Origin of the sequence: Acinetobacter sp. GG2 (assembly GCF_000292385.1) — a bacterium.
Taxonomy (GTDB): domain Bacteria; phylum Pseudomonadota; class Gammaproteobacteria; order Pseudomonadales; family Moraxellaceae; genus Acinetobacter; species Acinetobacter seifertii.
Genome location: NZ_ALOW01000029.1, coordinates 71,205 through 91,975, shown reverse-complemented (window position 1 = coordinate 91,975; position 20,771 = coordinate 71,205). Strand labels below are relative to the sequence as shown.

Below are 20,771 nucleotides of genomic sequence, written 5' to 3'. Positions count from 1 at the left end.
CATTTTTGCATTTCAGGACTAAGTGGTATTCACTAAGCCCATTCCTTCAATGAGAAGTAGGAATGGGCTTTTTTTATGAAATCTTATTCTTTGAAAGTTTCATCTAAAGCTTGTTGAACAGCTTCAATTCGAGACTTGCAAGCTTTGTAAGCGCTAATAGACTCTTCAACAACTTTCATTAAATTATCAATATCGGGACTTTCTTGAGATTCCAATAACTCAGCATTTTTCTTCAAAATATCATGACCATCTTTAAACGTTAACTCTTCATTCTTCATTTGGAATTACCTGTGTAATGTTGGCTTCAATCACACCATCTTGCATTTCAATTGCAATGGCGGGGCTTGAAATTTGCTGTATAGAGCGAATAGCTTTTCCTTCAGATCTGACTATTGCATAGCCTTTGGCTTGAACCTGTTTCGGGTTTTGCAGAAGAATTTCCTTCATTAAAGATTCGATTTGAGCGAATGAAAATTTAACTTGTTGCTGTGAGCTAAACTGAATACGTTCTTTCATCTGGTCAAGTAGACGATGCGCCGAGTTAAGCTGATTTTGTGCCGAAGACTTAATGTGTTGAAGTAGTTGATCATTTTTGCTTTGGTACGTCGTGATTTGATGCTGAGAAAGCAGCTTAATCGTTTGTAGACTATCTAGTGCTTCTTGTACGCGTTCAACAATATGGTTGCGAATACCAGCAATCACTTTACTTGGAGTATCAAACGAACGGTGTGCAATCTCATCAAGGATGGTACGGTCTTTTTCATGTCCGATACCAACCCAAATTGGTACGCTGCGTTTACAGAGTAGGGCAGCGAGCTCATAATCATTTAAATAAGCTAAATCATTTACAGCACCACCCCCACGGATAATTACAATCAGATCGGGTGGGAAGTTATAACGGTTTGCCCATTGCTTTAAACCAGTTGCCAACGACTCCATCAGACTAACGGCAGCCGTATTGCCCTGAAAGGTTGCATTTTGATAAACAAAATGACAAACCCCATTTCGCTCAAGAGCGTCTGCATCTTTTTTAAAATCACCGAGGCCCGCAGCATTTTGAGGAGCAATCACTAAAACATTTTGTATATCAAAAGGAGTAGGGATGAGTTTATTTTTATGAATTAAACCTTCTTGAGTTAAACGTTCCACAATTTGTTGATAACGTTTTGCAATTTCACCAAGTGTAAAACTTGAGTCTATCTCTTCAATATTGACTGAAAATCCATATTGCGGATCAAAACGCGCTCTAATTTTAATTAAAACATTTAAGTCACTTGCTAACTCAATTCCTGTTTCACGTTCAAACTTAAGAACAATTTTACTCGCTGAAAATTTCCAGATGGTTGCCTTACAACTGGCGATGACTTTATCTGTATCTGCGTCTTTCTCTGCAAGTTCTAAATAGTAATGTCCACCTTTAATATTTAAATTCCGAATCTCTGCTCTAACCCATACGGGATCGTCAAAGGTCAGGCGTATGACTTCCTGCACAGTGCCGAGATATTCACTTAGCGAGAACTGAGGATCAGACATATAAACTATAAATGTATTAATGAGAGAAAGAATCTAGATAGTATAAAAGCTATCCAAGCAAGGCAATTGGTGTCTATAAATATCGGGTTCTATTTAAAATAAATACAACAATTTAACGAGCTAAAAGTTGGAAATTGATATGCCTATTTAGAGCAAGTGATAAAAATTGAAAAATTAATAAAAAGATAATTGTTAATAATTACAACCGATTAAAAAATAAAGTTTGCTTTATAAAATATATAGGCGTATAAAGCTTACTTCCAATTGCGGGGTGGAGCAGTCTGGTAGCTCGTCGGGCTCATAACCCGAAGGTCGTTGGTTCAAATCCGACTCCCGCATCCAAAATATTATGCTCTGTGATGTATCACTTTTCATGATACGAACTCATGAAAAGCAATTAGCTTATAAATAACCCTATATCAAGCTAAATATTAAATTCTAGACGAACTGTCCATACCTTAAATCTAGCGTTCTAATTACATACCGTAAAATCACATGAGCTCAGTAATGAGTAAATGATTGTGAATATAGTAAATGAGTGGCACATTGCCACAGCCGTAAATGGCAATGAGATTAATGTGAGGATTGTTCCTCATGTGCGTAAACAAAACTCTCTCGATGGATATCGTTGGGTTGAAGTTGGTAAAAAAATTCAACTTCAGTCTGGTGAAGAAATTGAGCTAAACCAAGATGGAAAAAGCTTCTATGCTGGTTTTAATCAACTTTATCGTTTAAATACATATTGTTGATAACACATGGCACTAAAGCGTAAAAACCTATCTCTTTTAAAGGAGATAGGTTTTTTTATATTTATAGAGTATAGAAATAATTAAAACTATAAAAAGGTAAAGTCTAAGTAAATTTTGAAATTATTATTTTAACTATATTTAATAACTTAATTAACCTGCTCGCCAGAACTGACGGCCCATAACCTTAAAATTTTTACCGTTCTCTTCAGTTACACGGCGGTCTCTAAATTTTTCATTTAAGCTATGCAAAATTAAAGAACCATCTGCCTCTTTAAAAATTTGTTTAATCATTCCTTCACCAGCGAAATAAACAGCATAAATCTCACCATCAATGACTTCAGTCTGAGAAATATCAATGCCAACCAAATCCCCATCTTTAATGTAATCGGTCATGCTATCGCCTTTGGCTTTAATAATCCGCATACATTCTTGAGGAACGCGCTTTTCTTTAAAAAAAGAAGCAGGAAAAGGAATTTTTCCATTAATTGCATCAAAATGAAATTCGATTGATTCACCTGTACCACAAGAAAAACTTGCTTCAACCACATCAATCCAAAGATATTGGTCTACTGCATCATGACTTACCACAGTAGGACTAAACACATCACTTTCTTTAAAAGAATCTTCTGAGTTACCAGTGGTAAGCCAATAAGCATCTACACCTAAAAACTGTGCAATAAGTGGAAGAAAAGCAGATTTTAAGTTCTTTCCCGATTCTAAAGCTTGGTAGGCAGGCTGAGACATTTTTACTGCTTCAGCAACTTCTGCCTGAGTTTTCTTAGCTTTAATCCTTGAATCTTTTAAACGGTCTTTAAGAGCCATAGTGATCGCACCAGCTAATTTATAACAAATATATAACTTAAGTTATATCTAGTAAAACAACTATAGTTATTGACTAATAATAACTATAGTTATATTATCAGTTGTAAGGAACCATTGATAGTATGACCTAAATATTTTACTTAAATATATTTTTAATTTTTATCAATGGCTTAGTAAGTAGTGATTATTATTCTGCCTCAATGGACGACAGAATATAAAAAATGGCGATAGTGAATCAGTGATAGAGATCAGCTATTAAAAACAAAAAATGAAATAAAAAAAGCCCGATTCCGTGGATCAGGCTTAATGTTCGTCGATAAAGGGTATCAAGAACATGAAGAATCTAACAAAGAATTTAATGACTCACAAAAGTTTCCGATATATGGCAGCATGTTATGTCAAATTTTTGGTCAAAAAAGTGAAGCAATTCATCAACTTTACTCTTTTTTCTTGTTCTTATGCCAATGCTTAAATGCTGGTAAAAGGTCTATGAGATTGAGCGATTTTATTTAAATAGTTTCTCTAAAAAGGTATTAAATAACATTGGTTTATAAAATTTTATCCTTTTAGAGCGTGTGAGGATTGAGTTATGGGAAAGTTTTTAACGACTGATGGATTAGTGACTGCTTTTAATCTCTATGGTACGGCCATGATGATTGCTTTAGCTGTGAGTTTAGTCGTAGCAGTGGTTCTAATCATGCGTTTTCCTCGTTCACCTCAAGAATGGGTAGTCGGTTTGATTTGTACGATTGTCTCAAGCTTGACAGGTGGCTCATTCATTATCATGAAATGGAATTTGCATGAATGGGTAACAGATATATGGGGAATGATTACTTTAGGTGGATTCTTCTTTATTTGTGGATTACCTGGCTGGGCGATTGTGAGGTGGATATTTAACTTCATTAATAAACAAGAAGGAAAAACTATTGTTGAAGTGATGAAAGACTTAAAAAAAGCAAAAGATGATATTCAAAATTAATATCTAACAGTAGGTGATATAAATGAGGACAGTCTTATGAATATTGAACAATATTTAGATGCACTTATAAAACGTGAAGGTGGATATGTAAATGACCCATTGGACTCTGGCCAAGCGACAAGATTTGGAATTACTCAAGCAGTTGCTCGTAGTTATGGATATCAAGGTGAAATGACGGATTTACCTTTAGAAATTGCTAGAGAGATTTATAAGAAACAATATTGGCTTGAACCACGATTTGATCAAGTTAATTTAATCAGTCCCACCACTGCTGAAGAGCTATTTGATACTGGGGTAAATTGTGGAATCAACTTTACAAAACCGCTTCTGCAACGGGCTTTGAACTTGTTAAATCGCCAAGGAAAAGAGGGCTGGACAGATCTTAAGTTAGATGGGGAATATGGACCATCTACATTGCAGGCTTTATCAATGTATATTGATAAGCGCGGTCATGAAGGTGAGCACGTACTCGTACGTCTCCTTAATATTATGCAAGGTCAGCGCTATATTGAAATTACAGAAAAGAATCCAAAATATGAGCAATTTTTTTTCGGATGGATTGCCAATCGTGTGAGCTTATAAAAAGACCAACTTGCTAAAGCTGTTTTAAGCAAAAGGGCTGTAAAGAACTTAACAAGTTGGTCGTTTTTTGTTTGGTTTATATAAATAAAACTACTTTACTGAGTAATAAGTAAAATCGCTAAAAGGAAGAAAATACAGCCACTCACTTTATTTAGTTTTGCAAAATTATTCCCAGCGAGCATTTTCTCTTTAAAAATTGAAGAAAAATTGGCATAGACTAAATGAATTAAAAAACCAATAAAGCAAAATGTTAAAGATAAAACTAAAAACTGATTTAATATTTCTTTTTTAATATCAATAAATTGTGGAAAAAGTGCGATAAAAAAGACAATTGTTTTGGGATTCAGTAGTGATGCAAATAATCCCTGATAGAAAAGTTTTGATTTCTTTATACCTTTCTCGTCATGTGCAGTTTCTAGTAAATCTTGAGTAGGGGACTTTTTGATAAAGTTTTTATAGCCTAAGTACATCAAGTAAAAGGCTCCAATAAACTTTAAAACAGTAAAGATAGTGGGATTACTGGTAATAATAAGCCCAACACCACTTGCAGAAATTACAGCGATAATAAACATACCAATGATTAAACCACTAATACCGAATAAAGCTGTTCGTACACCATAATTAATTGAATTTGTTACTGTAAATAAAACGCCTGGTCCGGGGCTGGATAACGTGAGAAAAGCAATGGTTATAAATACTAAAAGACCGTTCACGTGGTTACTTCCTGTTTTATCATCAACATATTAAGCTGCACGCGTACTTTAAAGTAGAAGAGATAATATGTATATACAAGTCTGTATATTTTGTAAAATAATAAAATATTTTAGTCATTCATCAAAATGACTATGAAGCTTATAGTAAGCCTTAAAAATCTATAGAAGAAAAAATTTTCAGAGTGTAAAAAAATGAGATATATCTAATGAATATATCAATATTAAATCAATTAAATTTCTTGTAAATAGTATTTAAAATCAATAAATAAGGAGATGGTGTCTGTGATCGAAATGAGTAAAAAATCAATTAATCGAGATAGAGATTGCAATTCGATAAGAAGCGTGTATAGTCGAGCATAACTACAAAAATATTCTTGTTAACCTAAATCTTTCTTTTCGCAGTTTTATTTATAATCCTCCGTATTTTATAAGATATTTAAGTAAACGCATATTTTTGAGTTTAATTGGTTTCTCCAATAACAAATGATAATTTTTTAAAAGTTAGGATTAATTTATGTCTAATACTACTGGTACAGTAAAATGGTTTAATGAAACTAAAGGTTTTGGTTTTATTCAATCTGATGAAGGTAAAGATGTTTTCGCACATTTTTCTGAAATTCAAACACAAGGCTTCAAAGTTCTTTTAGAAGGCCAACGTGTTCAGTTTACTGTGACACAGGGTAAAAAAGGCCCACAAGCGTCAAATATCACTATTGTGAATAATGCTTAAATTTATATAATTTGATGATTTTATTGGGTTATCTTTAGAGTAAATTGCTCAAGTAATTTTTAAAAATCATTAATTTAGTTAAAAAACCCACTTCTTCCTTTGTGGGTTTTTTTACATGAACAATCAAATAAGTTGATTATTTTATTTATATAATATAAAAATTAAACTTATGCTTAAAAAGTTAAATCAATAATTGGTATAAAAATGGATATTTGCATTGGCGGTATTTTAAATGGCAAAGTTTGCAAGAATAACGAAAATTATTTTAGTGCGGGAAATCCTCACTCAGATGAAGTAACTAAATATGAGAAGCAGTATTTTCATTTAAATGGGAAGCTTTTATCTTTTTGGGTGTGTAGTGACATAAAATTTCAAGAAGCGTTAAAAATTGCCGAGAGTTTTATTAAAAAATAAGAAAGATTTTTAAGTTAATATTAATTAAAAGTACTTTAAATTTAACAACTCAATTTCTCAAATGAGATAAGCTAAATATTATTTTTAATTACATATTTTTAACAATTTAAGTTATTTTGTTATTCATAAAGTCATGAGTGAAGAGTACTCTTAACTCAGAATATAACTTTGTTGTAAAATTAAACTTAATATTTATAAAAGTTTATTAAATTTTTATAGTTTTAACGGTCTATGACTTAAGTCATAAATAATATTTCTTTTTGTAGTATATCTAAAGGAAGGAAATAACTCTAAATGTTGAATATAGTACAGCCTAATATTTGCTTTATTGGCAGCAGTAACTTGTCTTTAGCTTTGATTGGAGGTTTAGTTTTAAAGGGATTTCAAAAAGAAAAAATTAATCTTATAGAGGAAGTAAAGTTTGATAATGAAATCATTCTGAAGCAAAAGCAGCATGAGGTAAAAAAGGCTGATATTGTTGTTCTGTTACTAGATCCCAAAAACTTAAAAGCCATACTAGCGCCATTAAAAAAATGGTTAGTAGATAAAACTATAGTGTCGATGATGGCAGGGGTGAATATTAAACAACTTATGAGTATGACGGGCTCACAAAAAATTATACGAATTATTTCTAACCCCCCAGTATTAACTTATAGCGGTACACATGTGCTGATTGGTTCTGAATACTTGGAACCTTTAGATAAAGAGGTCATTGAGGTAATTTATTCAGCAACAGGTAAGACGTATTGGGCGCATTCTGAATCAGATGCTGATGCGATTATTGCGCTATCAGGTTCAGGGCCAGCTTATTTCTTTTATATTCTCGACAGTATGATCAAAACAGGTACGGCTATGGGTTTAGATAAGCAGTTTGCTTTAGATCTAGCACTACAAGCTGCATCGGGTGCTGTAGAAATGGTACGCAAAAGTAACGTTCAGCCAAGTGAGTTATGTGGAAAGGTGACATTGGCTAATGGAATCACTGAATCTGCATTACGGATGTTTGAATTAGGCAATCTTTCTGATGATATTCGACTCGCTTTAAAAGCAGCGTATCACCGTAGTAAAGAAATAAGTGCAGAGATTAACGCTGAAATTATCAAACACTAGTTTTTGTTTCTAACCAAGTACCTTTTAACACTGAAATAACATATCGTTGAAAGGTACTTGATACAGTCACTTTAACCATGTGCTTGCTGAATAAACATTTTAGTGTATTTAATCTTAACGAAAGCTCTTCTAAATTCACTTCGTAACTTCAAACTTTTAAATCAATGAAGTTTAAGAAAATATTCCCAAATAATAAAGCCGATGCCAAACCCTAACATTGAGTAGAGAGTAATAATAAATAATACAAAACTAGCTTTATTTTTCTTTCTCAAAAAATTCATGTTAGCTACCTCGTGTCTAGATATGTACATCATGAACAGATTCGATGTGTAATCATAGATACAGAATTTTTTTAAAAAAATATAACAGATAAGAAGACTGTTATAATTTACTCATTAATTAATTTTTTCTTAAATTTTCAGAAAGGTAAGCAATAGTAATAATATGCTGTAGAGCAATTAAAACGATATTTATTTTTAAATTTTAATGACTTTTAGAGGAAAAATAATCGATAGTCATAAAATATATTTTTTGAATTAATTGGAAATTATACATTCAGTAGGTCGTAATCTTGATAAAGAATCTAGCTGAAAAATCTAGGAATTCATTTACATATTGTGATGAATAAGTTTGTCTGATTTGAAAGTTGATCTTTTGAGACTTAAATTTTAGAGGATAAATTGCTACCCTTGCGCGTGAAATTAAGGTGAGACTATGAAATTTATATTCCTCTTTATGAGCGCTATCACACTTCCATGTTATGCGGCATCAGAAACAATGGAGATCCACTATTGTCAGCTTGTGAAAAATGCTGCAAAAGGAGTGATGGATGCAAGACAGCATGATGTGCCAGTGATTGAACTACAAGAGATTGCGAGTCATCTTGAAGAAGTAGAGGCAAAGCAGTTGTATCAACAGCTTATTGATACAGCATATTCTTCAAAGTTATTTGAAGATCCTTTGACTAAGACAAAAGCTGTCGAAGACTTTCAAACGGCATGGCATGAAAAATGTTTAATCAAAAGTTCTATAAGCTGAACTTACATGTAAATCGAACCTACTCATTGAGTAGGTTTTTTATTTCAATTAACTAAAGAATTTAAAAAAATGCTGCATCGGATACTATAAAAATAGGTGTCGCATTCCACTATCTTTATAGCTCATTTAGCTTTTATGACATGATTATTAAACGGTTGTGCATCGCAAAATGTTTACAACAAATAAAAGGCTAATTATGTCTTCTAGTTATTAAAAGTACTCATTATAGGCAAAATTTGTAGTTTGTTTTTACTCTTAATTTGGGCTTAAGGCTGGAACTCTTAGATATGGGCGAATCAGTAAGTATGTTTGGAGAACATACAATGATAAGTCATGAAAGTTTATCTAAAAGTTTAAGTAAAGTTCCGGAAGTCACTTTGCTATTCTGGATCATTAAAATTGCTGCCACAACTTTGGGCGAGACAGCTGGAGATGCGCTATCTATGTCCCTGAATTTGGGGTATGTAATTAGTACAGCCATTTTCGCGGTGATATTTGCAGTTTTTGTTGGCTTGCAAATTAAAGCTAAGAAATATAATTCATTTTTTTATTGGGCGACTATTATTGCTACGACCACGCTCGGAACCACAATTGCCGATTTTGTTGACCGAACTTTAGGCGTGGGCTATGCAGGGGGTAGTTTAATATTACTTATTTTATTAGGCGTCTCTCTGTTTGTTTGGTATTTAAGTTGCGGCACAATTTCGGTAAAAAGCATTCAGTCTGCTAAAAGCGAAGCTTTTTATTGGTTAACCATCATGTTCTCTCAAACATTAGGGACAGCATTAGGTGACTGGACTGCAGATACCCAAGCGTTGGGCTATACGAGCGCGGCTTTAATTTTTGGTACTTTATTATTGGTACTAGCAATTTGCTATTTTTATACCAAAATCTCAAGAACATTATTATTTTGGTTAGCCTTTGTTCTTACCAGACCTCTAGGTGCAGTATTGGGAGATTTCCTCGATAAACCCATTGCACATGGTGGATTAGAGCTAAGTAGATTTAGCGCATCTTTCGTTTTGTTGGTTTTTATTGTGATTTGTTTAATGGTCTTTAGACCTAAAGCAGCCCAGACAGCTCATTAAATTAACTCTTAAAAAAGACCGCATTACTCTGTTGGGTGATGTGGTTTTTTTTATTTGAGGCTAGATTTTATCGATATTTAAGAGACTTTACGTGTTATCCACCAAAATAATAGCGCGAAACAACTAACACTTGCACCAAGTGTGCATACGCTCAGCCACCCAGCATAAGCATAAGTAACGGTTGTGCTAATTGCACCTAGCCCACTTCCTACCGCGTAAAAGAGCATGTATAGCCCAACGAGCCGACTATGCGCTTCTGGATGAGTACGAAAAATCATACTTTGGTTGGTTACATGCAGAGCTTGTCCACCTAAATCTAACAGTACTATGCCAATTATGAGCGCCCAAAGTGAGTAGTCCATGAGCGAGAGTGGTACCCATGCGCTTAGCAATATTAAGAGTGCTATGGCGCTTGTAAGTTGAGCGTAACCGTGGTCAGCCCAGTACCCAGCTCGTGCGGCAGCTAATGCACCTACAGCCCCGACAAGTCCAAAAGCCCCAATTACAGTGTGCGAAAAACTATATGGTGGTGCACTTAACGGCAGTACCAACGCGCTCCAAAAAATATTAAACGCCGCGAACATGAGTAAAGCTAAAACACCGCGTACTTGTAAAACTTTCTCTTGGCGAAGCAGTTTGAACATTGATGTTAAAAGCTGTAGGTAGCGCATGTTAACAGGCTGAGTTTGTAAATGAGGAAGGCATTTCCAAAGTGGTAATGCAAGGATGAGCATAAGTATTGCTGCGCAAAAGTACACACCACGCCAACCGGCAATATCGCTAATTCCTCCTGAAAATATCCGGGCAAGCAGTAAACCTATAAACACACCACTTTGTGCAGTACCTACTATATGTCCTTGCTCATGTGGGGCAGCAGCACTTGCAGCATAAGCAATTAGTCCTTGAGTCATGGCTGTGCCGAGTAAACCGACAGCAAGCATTCCTGCCAATAGAACACTTACAGAATGAGCAAAGGCAACCACGAGCAATGCAGATACTAAAGCTAGTAATTGTAGGGTCATTAATCGACGTCGATTTACAAGATCACCCAACGGTACTAGAAACAATAGGGCAAGAGCGCAGCCAATTTGTGTAGCTGTCACTACACCACCTATTGAGGCATGGCTAACATTAAAGTCTTTAGCCAATATGTCGAGCAAAGGCTGCGCGTAATAGACATTTGCCACACTCGCACCACTGGCTATAGCAAACAGCAAAATTACGCCACGAGGCATGCTTGAAAGCGGTTTATCACTTTTGGCGTGTGAAGTAGAAGATGCAAGAGAAGCTTTCATGGCTAAATCCATTTAATCTGGTTTTAAAATGCAACCAGTTGAATGTTAAGTCTACTAGTTTTAAAATGCAACTAGATGGCTTGTTACTGATTATTGATAAGGAAACTCAATGACGAACTCTACATTGTTAAAAGATGAGCCTTGTCCTGTTGCGCGCTGCGTCAACCTTATAGGAGACCGATGGTCACTGCTTATTGTGCGTGATGCTTTTGATGGAATGCGCCGTTTTAAAGATTTTCAGCAGAGCTTAGGAGTGGCTAGAAATATTCTTTCTGATCGACTGAAAAAGTTAGTAGATGCTGGTGTTCTTGAAATGCAAGATGCTTCTGATGGTACGGCTTATCAGGAGTATGTGCTGACTACTAAAGGAGAAAGTTTGTTTCCAGTAGTGGTAGCTTTACGACAATGGGGAGAGCATAACTTATTTGAAAGTGGTGAGCGTCATTCGCTATTAATTGATAAAAATACAGGTCAGCAAATTCCATTTATGGCACCCGTTGGACAAGATGGAAAAGTGCTCAGAGGTTCAGATACTCAAGTGCAAAAGGTTAAATAAAATATTGTTAATATTTTATTTTAGGCGTAAAAAAGCCCTTGCTCGAAAGCTAAGGGCTTAGTCATTCATTGATCTAGCAATGAACTATATAAGGCTCATCTCATACTAAGGCCAGTATATATGAAATTGAGTCAATAAAGAAGGTGGTAGTGTCCTAATAGTAATAAAAGGCTTTACATAGATTTTTAATACTAATGGCCAAAAACCATCTAATTCTCTCTCAAATTAAGTGATTTAAATTTTGGAATCTTGGCATTGGCTGGAACTCACTTCCAGCCAAACAATTAGCTGTTATTTAAAGAGCTTAGTAAATTGTAGACTTCATCTGACAATATTAATTTGGAAGCACCAATATTTTCTTCTAAATGAGCTACCGATGATGTGCCAGGAATTAATAAGATATTAGGCGATCGTTTTAATAACCATGCCAATGCGACTTGTTTTGGAGTTGCACCAAGATCATTTGCTACAGCAGATAATGTATCTGATTGAAAAGGTGTAAAACCACCTAGCGGAAAAAAGGGTACATAACAAATTCCTTTCTTAGCTAGTTGATCAATTAATACATCATCTTGACGATTGAACAAATTATATTGGTTTTGTACACAAGCAATATCTGTGATTTTTTCAGCTTCAATAATTTGAGCTTCTGTAACATTGCTTAATCCAATATGTTGAATTAAACCTTCTTCTTTTAATTTGGCCAGTACAACAACTACTTCCTCAATGGAACCTTCGGAAGGCATCATAGGGTTAAACATTGCTCGAAAGTTTACAACATCTAAAGTTTCTAAACCCAAATTACGCAAATTATCATGTACATCTTTTTCTATTTGTTCTGCAGAAAAAGCTGCTAGCCAAGAAGCATCTTCTCCACGCTTTGCTCCAATTTTTGTGACAATGGTAAGATCATCTCGATAAGGATATAGAGCCTCTCGAATGATTTGATTGGTTATGTGAGGACCATAAAAATCACTGGTATCGATATGATTAATACCTAACTCGATAGCGATTTTTAGGACATTTATTGCAGCATTTTTATCTTTTGGTGGTCCAAATGCATGGTGACCTGCCAGTTGCATTGCACCATAGCCCATTCTATTTACAATTTTATTTCCAAGTTTGTATGTGTCGGAAAGATTTATAAGATAGGACATAAGTTTTCCTCAGACTTTACTTTCAATATTGTTAAAGATAAAGTTTATGAAGAATCCTTCACATTTAGAATTCGCATTTTATGTCTATAAATAAAACTGCTCTGAAGCCACGAAAATCACCAGTTCAGGCGCGTTCAACAGCAACAATAGAAGTTCTTCATGAAGCAACCATTCAGGTTTTACTCAAAGAAGGAATTGTAAAATGTAATACCACACGTATTGCTGAAAGAGCGGGTGTATCAGTCGGTAGTATTTATCAATACTATCCAAACCGAGATTCTTTATTAGCTGCAGTTTTGCAACGTCATCTTGATAGTGTTGCAGAAAAAATTGAAGAGCTTTGCCTGAAATATGAAAAGACTTCAATTAAGACCCTAATCTCAGCTTTAGTCGATGAAATAATCTTGGCAAAGTTAAGTAATCCCGAGGAATCAAAGGCGCTATATGCTATTTCAGGAGAAAGAGGGGGATTGGATCTTTCAAAGCGAATGAATGACCGTATGTTAGCCGCTGTTTCAAATTTATTGGAGAGTGCGTCGGATATTGAGTTTGATGATAGTCAGATCGTCGCTGAGTTTGTTTTAGGTGCAATTATGGGATTAATAAGAAGAGTGCTTGAAAATCAGGTAACAGATAAAGTGGAGCAGGTATTAGAGTCTCATTTAAAATTAATGGTCGTCGCTTATTTACAACAAGTTGGACATATAAAGAATTCAAAAATTTTAATCTTACAAATATAAAAGCTTTTGTTTGTATGGAAAGAAGAGTGGTAAAACTTCTCTAAATTTATACATAGCCAATAAAAAAACCACCTAATTCTTTCGAATTAAGTGGTTTTGAATTTTGGAGCGGGAAACGAGACTCGAACTCGCGACCCCAACCTTGGCAAGGTTATAATAAATATTAAATAACAATAGGTTATGTTTTAATGGTGCCGAAGTGGTGTCGAATAAATTTTTACAATTTAAATGCTTTCAACTAAAATATTAAGATCACTTTATATTGAAGCTGTTATGAAAAAAATTATTAAGTATTTCTAATACTGTATTAGTTGTTTGAATTAGAGAGAAGTTTTTAATTTATACATCTCTCTTTTTTAATTATTCAATTTTAATCAATTTGCCGCAGTATTTATTATATCCATTTTGTTATAGCAATTGGGGCACAGTAAAATAGTCTTCTCTACTGTATCTGTTTCACTTGGAGAAAGTTTTTTAATACTATAAATTTCGAAATAGGGACTACTATTTTTATCTCTAAATGGAGCGGGTTTTTCACAGAGTTGACATACATTTGTATTCTTCTTTTTTCTTCTAGTTCGAAGTGGGTTATATTTTTTTAGTAAAGATTTAGATGAAAAGTTGTACTGTTTTACTTGATTCTTATTTAACTCTTTTAAAATTTTAGAAATATATAAATATCTAGTAGCTTGTATTAGCGAGAGAAACGCAAAAAAAGTTGTCAATATACATAGAATTGCTAAGAAGACTATCATAGTGGTTCTTAGTTCAGGTTGAATATGGGGAAGATAATTTTGATAAAATTCAAGTAAACCTACATTTAACATTCCTAATATAAAATAAGCAAAGAGGAATAAAAAACTTTTTGTTCTTGGCAGCTTAATTTTACTAATTAGTTCCTCTCTATTTTTTTCATTTACTATAACAAAATGCTTCTGATTGTTTTTTAACAAACTAAGAAAATAGTAGAGTTGATCAGGAAATTTTTTAATAAAAAAATCTGTAAATTCAGAGGGAATAGCAACATTCTCTGTTAATTCATCACTATCAAGTTTTTTTAAAAAAGTATTTATCTTATAAGAGGGAGCCCTATTAATGTACTTTTCGAAATATTCAGTTGCTTTTTCTCTTCTGTTCTTCTCTTTTTTAAATTGTTGAAGAGTAAGTAGATAGGATCCTCTTGTGTAATAAAAAGCAGCAAATGCAACAACGATTGAAATAACGGTAAGAATATTTGGAGTAAAAAAAGTAATATCTATATTGTTCATATTAAAAAATCTCAATCTAATCGTATAGTTGATCTAAACCAGTCTTAAGGTAAATATTCTGCAATTCTTTAAGAGTTAAATAAACTCCTTGCTTGATCAGACGGGAATTGCGTAATTCAAATAAAATCTGAAGCTTCTCTTTAATAACTCCTTTATCGCCATAATGTAGGGCTCTATGACAGTTTGGGCATAAGCAAATAAAGTTAGAAGTAACATCGAGTGAGACGTTGAAATTTAGCTGCTGACTCATGGGTATTAGGTGATGCCCCTCAACATAAAACCTCTTATTTTTTGTTATAAATGTCATATGACATGGATCAATTTCGTATTGAAAGTTAGCAAGTTTTAAGGCCTTTCTGCTTTTTTCTTTTGAAACCTTAAATTTAGTTTGCAGTATGGATAAAGTACCAGGTACAGTCTCTTTAACTTCAATCAGCTGTGTTATATCAAATTGTTCTTCATTACTTTGCAATGAAGCCTGGTATGAGTGATCTGATACTGGAACTAAATTAGCAAGATTTTTATTTGCATTAGCATATAGTGTTTCATAATCTTTAATTAGAATTTTGAATTGATCTTCGATAATTTGGTCATCTATAGTTTTTAATAAATCTTTTTTGTATTCAAAATTTTTAATAGCGTATTTTTGATATTTTTTACCTAAGGTTTTAGTCGCTTTTAAGTCGATACTACCTAATTTTAGATTTGAGTAAGGAGAGTTTGAGCCTACATATTCTAATGCAAGAGAAGCGAAATCTACTAAATCATCTTGATTTGCATCTGTCACTCCTTGCAATAGCCCCATGAAGCATGAGCTCATATCAGCTGAAAACAATATACCCAGGTAATAACCACGTTGCGCCGAGTTAGTTATATCTGTATTTGTACATAAAACCCAAGGTATTTCTGCCCAATTACCTTTTCCATGTGACCAGTTGACGTCATAGCCAATAGAGGAGTCAGAATACTTATTAAGCCAGGTTTTAACTGTACTTGTGATGTCCTTAGACAGCGCTTGATAATGCCCCTGTAACTTGTTGGTATTATATGGCTGTTGTTTTGCATATAGATAATGATCAAGAACATTTAAGAAATGTTTTTTCATTTTTGATAAAATCAAGTATTTGAAAATTATTGTTTATTATATAGTCTTGAGCAGTGAATATCATTATAAGTAATAATTAAACTTGCGTGTTTTACTTCTAATTGAATAGATTAGCCTATAAAATTTAGCATATCTTTAATTTTCGAAGAAAATCATGTTGAAGGCAAATAAACTTAATTGGTCAAATCAAGCAATAGAAATTTTATCAGATAAGTACTTTCAATATTTAGAAGAAAGTAAATTAGAAAATAATTTTGATAATTGCTATACCTTTTTAGGCAAGACTATAAGTCCTTCAGAAGTAAAATCATATTATGGATTAGGCAGCACAGTAAAATTAGCTGAATGTCTGTCGGGGAATAAAGCTGGGACCTTTAGCCTTTAAATAATTAAAAATTTTATGGATAAATAATGATAAAAAAATATTTAGTAAGTGGACTATTTGCTATAAGTCTCAGCATGAATATCCATGCAAATGAGGAAACTCTAAGTACTCAGACTACTAAACCAGGACCAACAGATCTAACGGCGGAGGCACGTATAGAATTATATAAAAATGGTTCGTTTGAGGTAGTTCTTACAAAGAGTAGTGGTGATCCAGTGCAAGATGAAAAAATTTTAAAATCAATAAGAGCTGCAGATTTTAAGATATTTCAAGAAAAGCTGAACCTTATGAAATGTGGGAATGGATAAGTCGAGTTTTTCTAGATCCAAAATCTAAATTATTTAACCCTGACCATTTGCACTTACGGCCATTTCGTTGGCCAGATATTGCTGCGATGTGGGCTAAATCTGGTTTTAAAAAGCAAGGTCGTCAGGTCATCGGTACTACATTTAAAGTCCAATGGCAGAGCTCAACCGGTGCAAATGGCTACCGTATGCAAATTTGGTCGAATGGAGCAATGATTCGAGAAGTTGATATAACCAATACTGAATATAGCTACTCTATAGAGGATGCTAAACAAGATGGGATCGGCCGCGCTTATACAATACGTGTTGCTAGTAAGAACGGCGACCAGATCAGTACATTTGCTAAGCTAAGTATTAGTAATCCAGTACCGCCGTTGCTACTCAATGTTTATACGTCAGCAACAATCAATGCAATCACTGTGTCATGGATAGCTAGCGAGGTTCCAGACCTGAAAGATTATGCGGTATGGCTCAGTAGTACACCTAATTTTGATCCTACCCAAACGCAGCCAATTTGGACCGGCACAACGCTAACAACTACGATTGGAGGTTTACAACCAACTACCCCTTATTACATCCGCGTTGCTGCACGTGATGTATGGGAAAATACTGTCTGGAACTATACAAATCAGATTAGTCAAAGTACTTCTGAAGCTTAATTTAAGTGCATTTTTTATTAAAAATATTTGCAGGAAATATGAACTTGCATGAGTAAAAAGCTAAGCTAATTACTTAAATATATTTTAGTAGTTATAATTTCTTTGATACTAAAATAAATAAAAGGATGTATATACATCCTTTTATTTATTATTTTATATTTTTAAGCAATCCTCTATGTTAGAGATATATGAGAAAATTTTTATTTTGAAAGATGATCAAATAACTCTTTTTTATTAAAAATAAATATCCCTACATTTTCAGAAGTATTAAAAACAACTTTATCCATTAATCCTTCTAAAGCAACAGCGTAGCTATTTTTATCTAATTTTATGATTTGTGAATACCCTACATAAAAAGATGGAGGAAAGGGTGAATAACTTTTCTCCCAATTTTTGGTGTCATTAAAGCTCAACTGAATTTTATAGTGATCACGTCCATTTCCAGTTGGGGAACTATGTAAAAAAAACTTATTATCAGCATCATATAAAATTGAAGCCCCAATACCTGGCGTCCTAAGATCTTTGTTTAAATTTAAATCTTGAATAGTTTCACCACCATCAGTGGAAATTAATAATTCTCTGTAAGGCTGATTGGATGGTCTTGCTGAAATAATAATGTGATTATTTTCATCTAGGGTAATAGAAGGTTCATAAGGAGCTGTATATGCTGGCTTAAATGTTTGTCCATATTTCCAAGTTACACCAGAATTATCAGAATATAACATTCCTGCCGCATTTAAATAATCAATGTAATAAACAGGGCAAACTAAGCGACCTGATGGTAGAGTTAAAATAGTGCCGGTACTTCCAAGAGATTGTGTTTTTGCAATAGGGTTATTAGGGATCTCTATTGGTTTCGTAAAAGTCTTTCCTTCATCACTTGAGAATGCAAGCATAATCTTATAGATTCTATATCCATTTTTCTCTAAAGATGGCTGTCTTACATTAAACATTAATATAATTCTACCATCTTTAGTTCTGCCCAACATGGGCTGTTTAGCAACTCCGTTTAAATCAGGAGATGAATAAAATAATTCTTTTTTTCCACTATCAATAATTTGTCCTTTAGAATTATATTGAAGAATTCTTTTATATAATTTTACCCCAGTAATATCTCCATCATAGCCTTTAACACCACCACCCCAAAAATATAAAATGCGATTACCTTTTAATTTTAATATTGCTGGAATTCTTTGGATTTCACCTTTGTTACCAGTAAATGGCTCAACAATGGTAAGTTCTTTGACAGGAATGTCATCACGAATCAGGGCGTTTGTTGGTATTGATGTGGTTGCTAGTGTTGGTTTTACTGTTTGGTCGACGCAAGCGGTTAATGATAAGTTTAAAAACAAACCTATTGATATTAAAGGGATTATTTTTAATTCCATTGTTTATACTCCAATAGATGGTTGTTAAAAATTTATTTCTACTAAAGTGTAAGTATTTTGCTTTAAAGAAATCTTAAAATTTTTACTTAAACAAGTTTAAGCGCTTACAACGCTCAACAAAATTTACTAAGCCCTGACTTTTAGTCGGGTTTTTTTATTACTAAAAATTAAGCACCCATTTCGAGTGCTTTTTTATTGCCTATGATCTGGAGAAAGGCATGGAACCAGTTTCCACTAGCGGTTTAACTGCAATTTTAAAATTTTATGGTGCAGCAATCATGGTGACTTTAGCGGTTGCTTTGGTTGCAGCAGTTGTATTAATGACCCGTATGCCACGATCACCTCAAGAATGGGCCGTAGGTCTGATTTGTACCGTCGTATCAAGTCTGGCTGGTGGCTCATTTATTATCGTAAAGTGGGGGCTTCATTAATGGGGGACTGATGTATGGGGATGATAGCACTAGGTGGCTTCTTCTTTATTTGCGGTATTCCTGGCTGGGCTTTAGTTCGCTGGATCTTTAACTTTATTGATAAACAGGAAGGTAAGACCATTGTTGAAGTAATCAAAGAAGTTAAAAAAGCCAAAGATGATATTCAAAATAGTGAACCACCTTAGGGCGGTATCATTAAATAGTTCATATATATTTCTGTCATCTGTCGGATTTAATTAAATGATTTAGAGACTTGTTTATACTAAATGTTCAAAATAAAAACAGGATAACGCCGTGAAAAAAATTATTTTAGCAACAGTAATTGGCTTTAGTGGAATCAATAGTGTATTTGCTGAGTGTACATATAACTTTGATGCAACAACAACCCAATTGCAATCTTTAGGTAATACTTCTATTCAGAAGTTCCCAAATATTACAGGCAATAAGTTTTCTTATAAGACATCTCAGCAAAGTCCCATTTACTCGGCTTACAGCCAAGATTACCTTTCACGATTTCTAGCAGCAAATGATTCATCTGCTATGTTATACACCAGAGGGGATAAAGTAATACCAACTTCTGGAATTATAGCCTTTGAATATAAAATTAAAGTTCCTACGTTAGGTAACACAGGGTATGTAAATATTTTCCCTACTCTAGCAGCAGGTATTATGCAGAATGGTAAAGCTGTGAATTTTATAGTTGCATATCAACATGGGCCTACAGTTAATAACTTTTATATTAAAACTACATCAAATGATGATGCATTAGTTTCTGATCTCTTTAACTTAGCCCCAGAAGTTACTTCTGATGGTTACCAAAAGATTGGTATCTATATTAATCAGAACTCTAATCAAGTTGGCTTAGTTTTTAATGGAGTTAATAAAGGCTATTTTGCAACATTTCCTTCTAAGCTAGATAACTTGTATTTTTCATTAACCTCTAATTTTTATGATTTAGCAGCAACTGATGCGAACAAAGATGTTTCGATCGAGTTCCTACTGGATCAATCAAAAATTACACAAACTTATCCAACAGGTACTAAGGATATTTGTGGAGTCGCTTTGTAAAAAGCAAATTGAATTAACTGATTTTTTCAACAGCCACCTTCGGGTGGATTTTTTACGTCTAAAGGAAAGTGAAATGAATATTGAAGAATATCTTGATGAATTAATTAAACGTGAAGGCGGTTATGTAAATAACCAAGTGGATAAAGGTGGTGTAACAAAGTACGGTATTACTGAAGCTGTAGCACGGAAAAAAGGCTACAAAGGCAACATGAAAGATTTACCGAGAAAACTATTGGACAGCCCCGCGCTTTGATCAGGTGAGAACAATCAGTTCGGCAGTAGCTGAAGAACTTTTAGATACTGGTGTGAACTGCGGTATCAACTTTGCAAAGCCACTTTTATAACGTGCTTTGAATTTACTTAACAACCAAGGTAAAGCAGGATATGCAGATTTAAAGATTGATGGCGTTTATGGTTCTAACACTTTAGGAGCTCTCAAAATTTACTTGGACAAGCGTGGCAAAGAAGGTGAGAAAGTGCTTGTTCGAGTTCCAAATATTATGCAAGGCCAGCGCTATATTGAAATCTGTGAACGAAATCCAAGTCAGGAACATTTTTTCTATGGCTGGATCGCCAATCGGGTTGTTATATGAAAGTCTTTCATTGCAGACGATTAAAGATAGCTTTAACAATTACATTCCTGTGCATTCTATTTT

At 33.9% G+C, this 20,771-nt stretch carries 23 protein-coding genes, 1 tRNA gene and 4 pseudogenes; 18 read left to right on the top strand and 10 right to left on the bottom strand.

Translation table 11 applies throughout. From position 1 onward, the window contains the following. Window positions 1-83: 83 nt before the first annotated feature. Together xseB and xseA are read right to left on the bottom strand one after the other, a co-directional pair. On the bottom strand, window positions 84-278 hold the full coding sequence (gene xseB, locus B554_RS0106540; RefSeq protein ID WP_004702693.1) for an exodeoxyribonuclease VII small subunit: 195 nt from the start codon (window positions 276-278) through the stop codon (window positions 84-86). After that, window positions 268-1,533 carry an exodeoxyribonuclease VII large subunit gene (gene xseA / locus B554_RS0106535; RefSeq protein WP_019457419.1) on the bottom strand — a complete coding sequence of 422 codons (1,266 nt, stop codon included), beginning with the start codon at window positions 1,531-1,533 and terminating at the stop codon, window positions 268-270. The genes xseB and xseA overlap by 11 nt, the downstream gene beginning before the upstream one ends. Before the next feature lie 265 nt (window positions 1,534-1,798). Here xseA and B554_RS0106530 point away from each other — a divergent pair. Then, a tRNA-Met gene (locus B554_RS0106530) sits at window positions 1,799-1,875 on the top strand. Between the two features lie 173 nt (window positions 1,876-2,048). Continuing rightward, window positions 2,049-2,282, top strand: a complete 234-nt coding sequence (locus B554_RS0106525) for a hypothetical protein (RefSeq protein WP_002119938.1) — start codon at window positions 2,049-2,051, stop codon at window positions 2,280-2,282. A 150-nt stretch (window positions 2,283-2,432) separates the two neighbouring features. On the opposite strand, the gene B554_RS0106520 is transcribed toward B554_RS0106525, so the two are convergent. Beyond that, window positions 2,433-3,104 (bottom strand): XRE family transcriptional regulator, encoded by a 672-nt coding sequence (locus tag B554_RS0106520; RefSeq protein ID WP_019457418.1) that lies wholly within the window; start codon window positions 3,102-3,104, stop codon window positions 2,433-2,435. A 589-nt stretch (window positions 3,105-3,693) separates the two neighbouring features. Here B554_RS0106520 and B554_RS0106510 point away from each other — a divergent pair. Continuing rightward, window positions 3,694-4,083 (top strand): hypothetical protein, encoded by a 390-nt coding sequence (locus B554_RS0106510; protein ID WP_019457416.1) that lies wholly within the window; start codon window positions 3,694-3,696, stop codon window positions 4,081-4,083. Between the two features lie 36 nt (window positions 4,084-4,119). Then, a complete protein-coding gene (locus tag B554_RS0106505; protein ID WP_019457415.1) occupies window positions 4,120-4,665 on the top strand; it encodes a glycoside hydrolase family 108 protein in 546 nt (181 codons plus the stop codon). Between the two features lie 95 nt (window positions 4,666-4,760). Here B554_RS0106505 and B554_RS0106500 read toward each other — a convergent pair whose 3' ends face one another. After that, window positions 4,761-5,378, bottom strand: coding sequence for a LysE family translocator (locus tag B554_RS0106500; protein ID WP_019457414.1), 618 nt, complete (start codon window positions 5,376-5,378; stop codon window positions 4,761-4,763). A gap of 514 nt (window positions 5,379-5,892) precedes the next feature. Between B554_RS0106500 and B554_RS0106495 the strand changes: the two genes are divergently transcribed. The 3 genes from B554_RS0106495 to B554_RS0106485 all read left to right on the top strand — a co-directional run bounded on the left by B554_RS0106495 (window position 5,893) and on the right by B554_RS0106485 (window position 7,632). Then, entirely contained in the window at window positions 5,893-6,108 is a 216-nt protein-coding gene (locus B554_RS0106495; RefSeq protein WP_004702680.1) for a cold-shock protein, read from the top strand. A gap of 204 nt (window positions 6,109-6,312) precedes the next feature. Next, window positions 6,313-6,522: a hypothetical protein gene (locus B554_RS0106490; RefSeq protein ID WP_019457413.1), complete on the top strand. Its 210-nt coding sequence runs from the start codon at window positions 6,313-6,315 to the stop codon at window positions 6,520-6,522. Between the two features lie 294 nt (window positions 6,523-6,816). Then, window positions 6,817-7,632: a pyrroline-5-carboxylate reductase family protein gene (locus B554_RS0106485; RefSeq protein WP_004702676.1), complete on the top strand. Its 816-nt coding sequence runs from the start codon at window positions 6,817-6,819 to the stop codon at window positions 7,630-7,632. 161 nt (window positions 7,633-7,793) lie between these two features. Here B554_RS0106485 and B554_RS18565 read toward each other — a convergent pair whose 3' ends face one another. Then, window positions 7,794-7,913, bottom strand: coding sequence for a hypothetical protein (locus B554_RS18565; RefSeq protein ID WP_004702673.1), 120 nt, complete (start codon window positions 7,911-7,913; stop codon window positions 7,794-7,796). Window positions 7,914-8,346: 433 nt separating this feature from the next. On the opposite strand from B554_RS18565, the gene B554_RS0106480 reads away from it, so the two are divergent. Together B554_RS0106480 and B554_RS0106475 are read left to right on the top strand one after the other, a co-directional pair. Then, the gene (locus B554_RS0106480; protein WP_004702672.1) at window positions 8,347-8,670 is read left to right on the top strand and encodes a hypothetical protein; all 324 of its coding nucleotides are present in this window, start codon (window positions 8,347-8,349) and stop codon (window positions 8,668-8,670) included. Between the two features lie 323 nt (window positions 8,671-8,993). Beyond that, window positions 8,994-9,758 (top strand): membrane protein, encoded by a 765-nt coding sequence (locus tag B554_RS0106475; RefSeq protein ID WP_025465125.1) that lies wholly within the window; start codon window positions 8,994-8,996, stop codon window positions 9,756-9,758. 77 nt (window positions 9,759-9,835) lie between these two features. On the opposite strand, the gene B554_RS0106470 is transcribed toward B554_RS0106475, so the two are convergent. Further along, window positions 9,836-11,053 carry an MFS transporter gene (locus B554_RS0106470; RefSeq protein WP_019457411.1) on the bottom strand — a complete coding sequence of 406 codons (1,218 nt, stop codon included), beginning with the start codon at window positions 11,051-11,053 and terminating at the stop codon, window positions 9,836-9,838. Between the two features lie 109 nt (window positions 11,054-11,162). Between B554_RS0106470 and B554_RS0106460 the strand changes: the two genes are divergently transcribed. Next, the gene (locus B554_RS0106460; protein WP_019457409.1) at window positions 11,163-11,609 is read left to right on the top strand and encodes a winged helix-turn-helix transcriptional regulator; all 447 of its coding nucleotides are present in this window, start codon (window positions 11,163-11,165) and stop codon (window positions 11,607-11,609) included. A gap of 284 nt (window positions 11,610-11,893) precedes the next feature. Here the strand turns inward: B554_RS0106460 and B554_RS0106455 are convergent, their stop codons facing one another. After that, entirely contained in the window at window positions 11,894-12,766 is an 873-nt protein-coding gene (locus B554_RS0106455; protein WP_029767631.1) for an aldo/keto reductase family oxidoreductase, read from the bottom strand. A gap of 80 nt (window positions 12,767-12,846) precedes the next feature. Here B554_RS0106455 and B554_RS0106450 point away from each other — a divergent pair, with 80 nt between their 5' ends. Next, complete coding sequence (locus B554_RS0106450) at window positions 12,847-13,506, top strand: TetR/AcrR family transcriptional regulator (protein ID WP_019457407.1); 660 nt, start codon at window positions 12,847-12,849, stop codon at window positions 13,504-13,506. A gap of 374 nt (window positions 13,507-13,880) precedes the next feature. Here the strand turns inward: B554_RS0106450 and B554_RS0106445 are convergent, their stop codons facing one another. After that, on the bottom strand, window positions 13,881-14,774 hold the full coding sequence (locus tag B554_RS0106445; RefSeq protein ID WP_019457406.1) for a hypothetical protein: 894 nt from the start codon (window positions 14,772-14,774) through the stop codon (window positions 13,881-13,883). A gap of 16 nt (window positions 14,775-14,790) precedes the next feature. Then, window positions 14,791-15,879, bottom strand: a complete 1,089-nt coding sequence (locus B554_RS0106440) for an MrcB family domain-containing protein (RefSeq protein WP_019457405.1) — start codon at window positions 15,877-15,879, stop codon at window positions 14,791-14,793. A gap of 154 nt (window positions 15,880-16,033) precedes the next feature. Here B554_RS0106440 and B554_RS0106435 point away from each other — a divergent pair, with 154 nt between their 5' ends. The 4 genes and pseudogenes from B554_RS0106435 to B554_RS0106425 all read left to right on the top strand — a co-directional run. After that, complete coding sequence (locus tag B554_RS0106435; protein WP_019457404.1) at window positions 16,034-16,264, top strand: hypothetical protein; 231 nt, start codon at window positions 16,034-16,036, stop codon at window positions 16,262-16,264. Window positions 16,265-16,290: 26 nt separating this feature from the next. Further along, window positions 16,291-16,572 carry a TonB C-terminal domain-containing protein gene (locus B554_RS0106430; protein ID WP_019457403.1) on the top strand — a complete coding sequence of 94 codons (282 nt, stop codon included), beginning with the start codon at window positions 16,291-16,293 and terminating at the stop codon, window positions 16,570-16,572. Continuing rightward, a pseudogene (locus B554_RS18995) lies at window positions 16,554-16,721 on the top strand (putative metallopeptidase); the annotation flags it as partial. The gene B554_RS0106430 and the pseudogene B554_RS18995, both read left to right, overlap by 19 nt. After that, window positions 16,701-17,228, top strand: a pseudogene (locus B554_RS0106425) (hypothetical protein); the annotation flags it as partial. The pseudogenes B554_RS18995 and B554_RS0106425, both read left to right, overlap by 21 nt. A gap of 200 nt (window positions 17,229-17,428) precedes the next feature. Here B554_RS0106425 and B554_RS0106420 read toward each other — a convergent pair. Next, window positions 17,429-18,616 carry a sialidase family protein gene (locus B554_RS0106420; protein ID WP_019457401.1) on the bottom strand — a complete coding sequence of 396 codons (1,188 nt, stop codon included), beginning with the start codon at window positions 18,614-18,616 and terminating at the stop codon, window positions 17,429-17,431. Window positions 18,617-18,834: 218 nt separating this feature from the next. Between B554_RS0106420 and B554_RS0106415 the strand changes: the two are divergent. The 3 genes and pseudogenes from B554_RS0106415 (at window position 18,835) to B554_RS18990 (ending at window position 20,708) form a co-directional block, all read left to right on the top strand. Next, window positions 18,835-19,232: pseudogene (locus B554_RS0106415) on the top strand (hypothetical protein). A 109-nt stretch (window positions 19,233-19,341) separates the two neighbouring features. After that, window positions 19,342-20,115, top strand: coding sequence for a DUF4882 family protein (locus B554_RS0106410; RefSeq protein WP_019457400.1), 774 nt, complete (start codon window positions 19,342-19,344; stop codon window positions 20,113-20,115). Window positions 20,116-20,188: 73 nt separating this feature from the next. Further along, window positions 20,189-20,708 (top strand): annotated as a pseudogene (locus B554_RS18990) (glycoside hydrolase family 108 protein). Window positions 20,709-20,771: the final 63 nt, after the last annotated feature.

What these genes read in the sequence shown, in the direction of transcription:
- B554_RS0106525 (WP_002119938.1), top strand. Translation starts at nt 2,049, where the DNA reads ATGATTGTGAATATAGTAAATGAGTGGCACATTGCCACAGCCGTAAAT.
- B554_RS0106520 (WP_019457418.1), bottom strand. Translation starts at nt 3,104, where the DNA reads ATGGCTCTTAAAGACCGTTTAAAAGATTCAAGGATTAAAGCTAAGAAA.
- B554_RS0106445 (WP_019457406.1), bottom strand. Translation starts at nt 14,774, where the DNA reads ATGAACAATATAGATATTACTTTTTTTACTCCAAATATTCTTACCGTT.
- B554_RS0106510 (WP_019457416.1), top strand. Translation starts at nt 3,694, where the DNA reads ATGGGAAAGTTTTTAACGACTGATGGATTAGTGACTGCTTTTAATCTC.
- B554_RS18565 (WP_004702673.1), bottom strand. Translation starts at nt 7,913, where the DNA reads ATGAATTTTTTGAGAAAGAAAAATAAAGCTAGTTTTGTATTATTTATT.
- B554_RS0106440 (WP_019457405.1), bottom strand. Translation starts at nt 15,879, where the DNA reads ATGAAAAAACATTTCTTAAATGTTCTTGATCATTATCTATATGCAAAA.
- B554_RS0106505 (WP_019457415.1), top strand. Translation starts at nt 4,120, where the DNA reads ATGAATATTGAACAATATTTAGATGCACTTATAAAACGTGAAGGTGGA.
- B554_RS0106485 (WP_004702676.1), top strand. Translation starts at nt 6,817, where the DNA reads ATGTTGAATATAGTACAGCCTAATATTTGCTTTATTGGCAGCAGTAAC.
- B554_RS0106455 (WP_029767631.1), bottom strand. Translation starts at nt 12,766, where the DNA reads ATGTCCTATCTTATAAATCTTTCCGACACATACAAACTTGGAAATAAA.
- B554_RS0106470 (WP_019457411.1), bottom strand. Translation starts at nt 11,053, where the DNA reads ATGAAAGCTTCTCTTGCATCTTCTACTTCACACGCCAAAAGTGATAAA.
- B554_RS0106435 (WP_019457404.1), top strand. Translation starts at nt 16,034, where the DNA reads ATGTTGAAGGCAAATAAACTTAATTGGTCAAATCAAGCAATAGAAATT.
- B554_RS0106490 (WP_019457413.1), top strand. Translation starts at nt 6,313, where the DNA reads ATGGATATTTGCATTGGCGGTATTTTAAATGGCAAAGTTTGCAAGAAT.
- B554_RS0106430 (WP_019457403.1), top strand. Translation starts at nt 16,291, where the DNA reads ATGATAAAAAAATATTTAGTAAGTGGACTATTTGCTATAAGTCTCAGC.
- B554_RS0106420 (WP_019457401.1), bottom strand. Translation starts at nt 18,616, where the DNA reads ATGGAATTAAAAATAATCCCTTTAATATCAATAGGTTTGTTTTTAAAC.
- xseB (WP_004702693.1), bottom strand. Translation starts at nt 278, where the DNA reads ATGAAGAATGAAGAGTTAACGTTTAAAGATGGTCATGATATTTTGAAG.
- xseA (WP_019457419.1), bottom strand. Translation starts at nt 1,533, where the DNA reads ATGTCTGATCCTCAGTTCTCGCTAAGTGAATATCTCGGCACTGTGCAG.
- B554_RS0106480 (WP_004702672.1), top strand. Translation starts at nt 8,347, where the DNA reads ATGAAATTTATATTCCTCTTTATGAGCGCTATCACACTTCCATGTTAT.
- B554_RS0106450 (WP_019457407.1), top strand. Translation starts at nt 12,847, where the DNA reads ATGTCTATAAATAAAACTGCTCTGAAGCCACGAAAATCACCAGTTCAG.
- B554_RS0106460 (WP_019457409.1), top strand. Translation starts at nt 11,163, where the DNA reads ATGACGAACTCTACATTGTTAAAAGATGAGCCTTGTCCTGTTGCGCGC.
- B554_RS0106475 (WP_025465125.1), top strand. Translation starts at nt 8,994, where the DNA reads ATGATAAGTCATGAAAGTTTATCTAAAAGTTTAAGTAAAGTTCCGGAA.
- B554_RS0106495 (WP_004702680.1), top strand. Translation starts at nt 5,893, where the DNA reads ATGTCTAATACTACTGGTACAGTAAAATGGTTTAATGAAACTAAAGGT.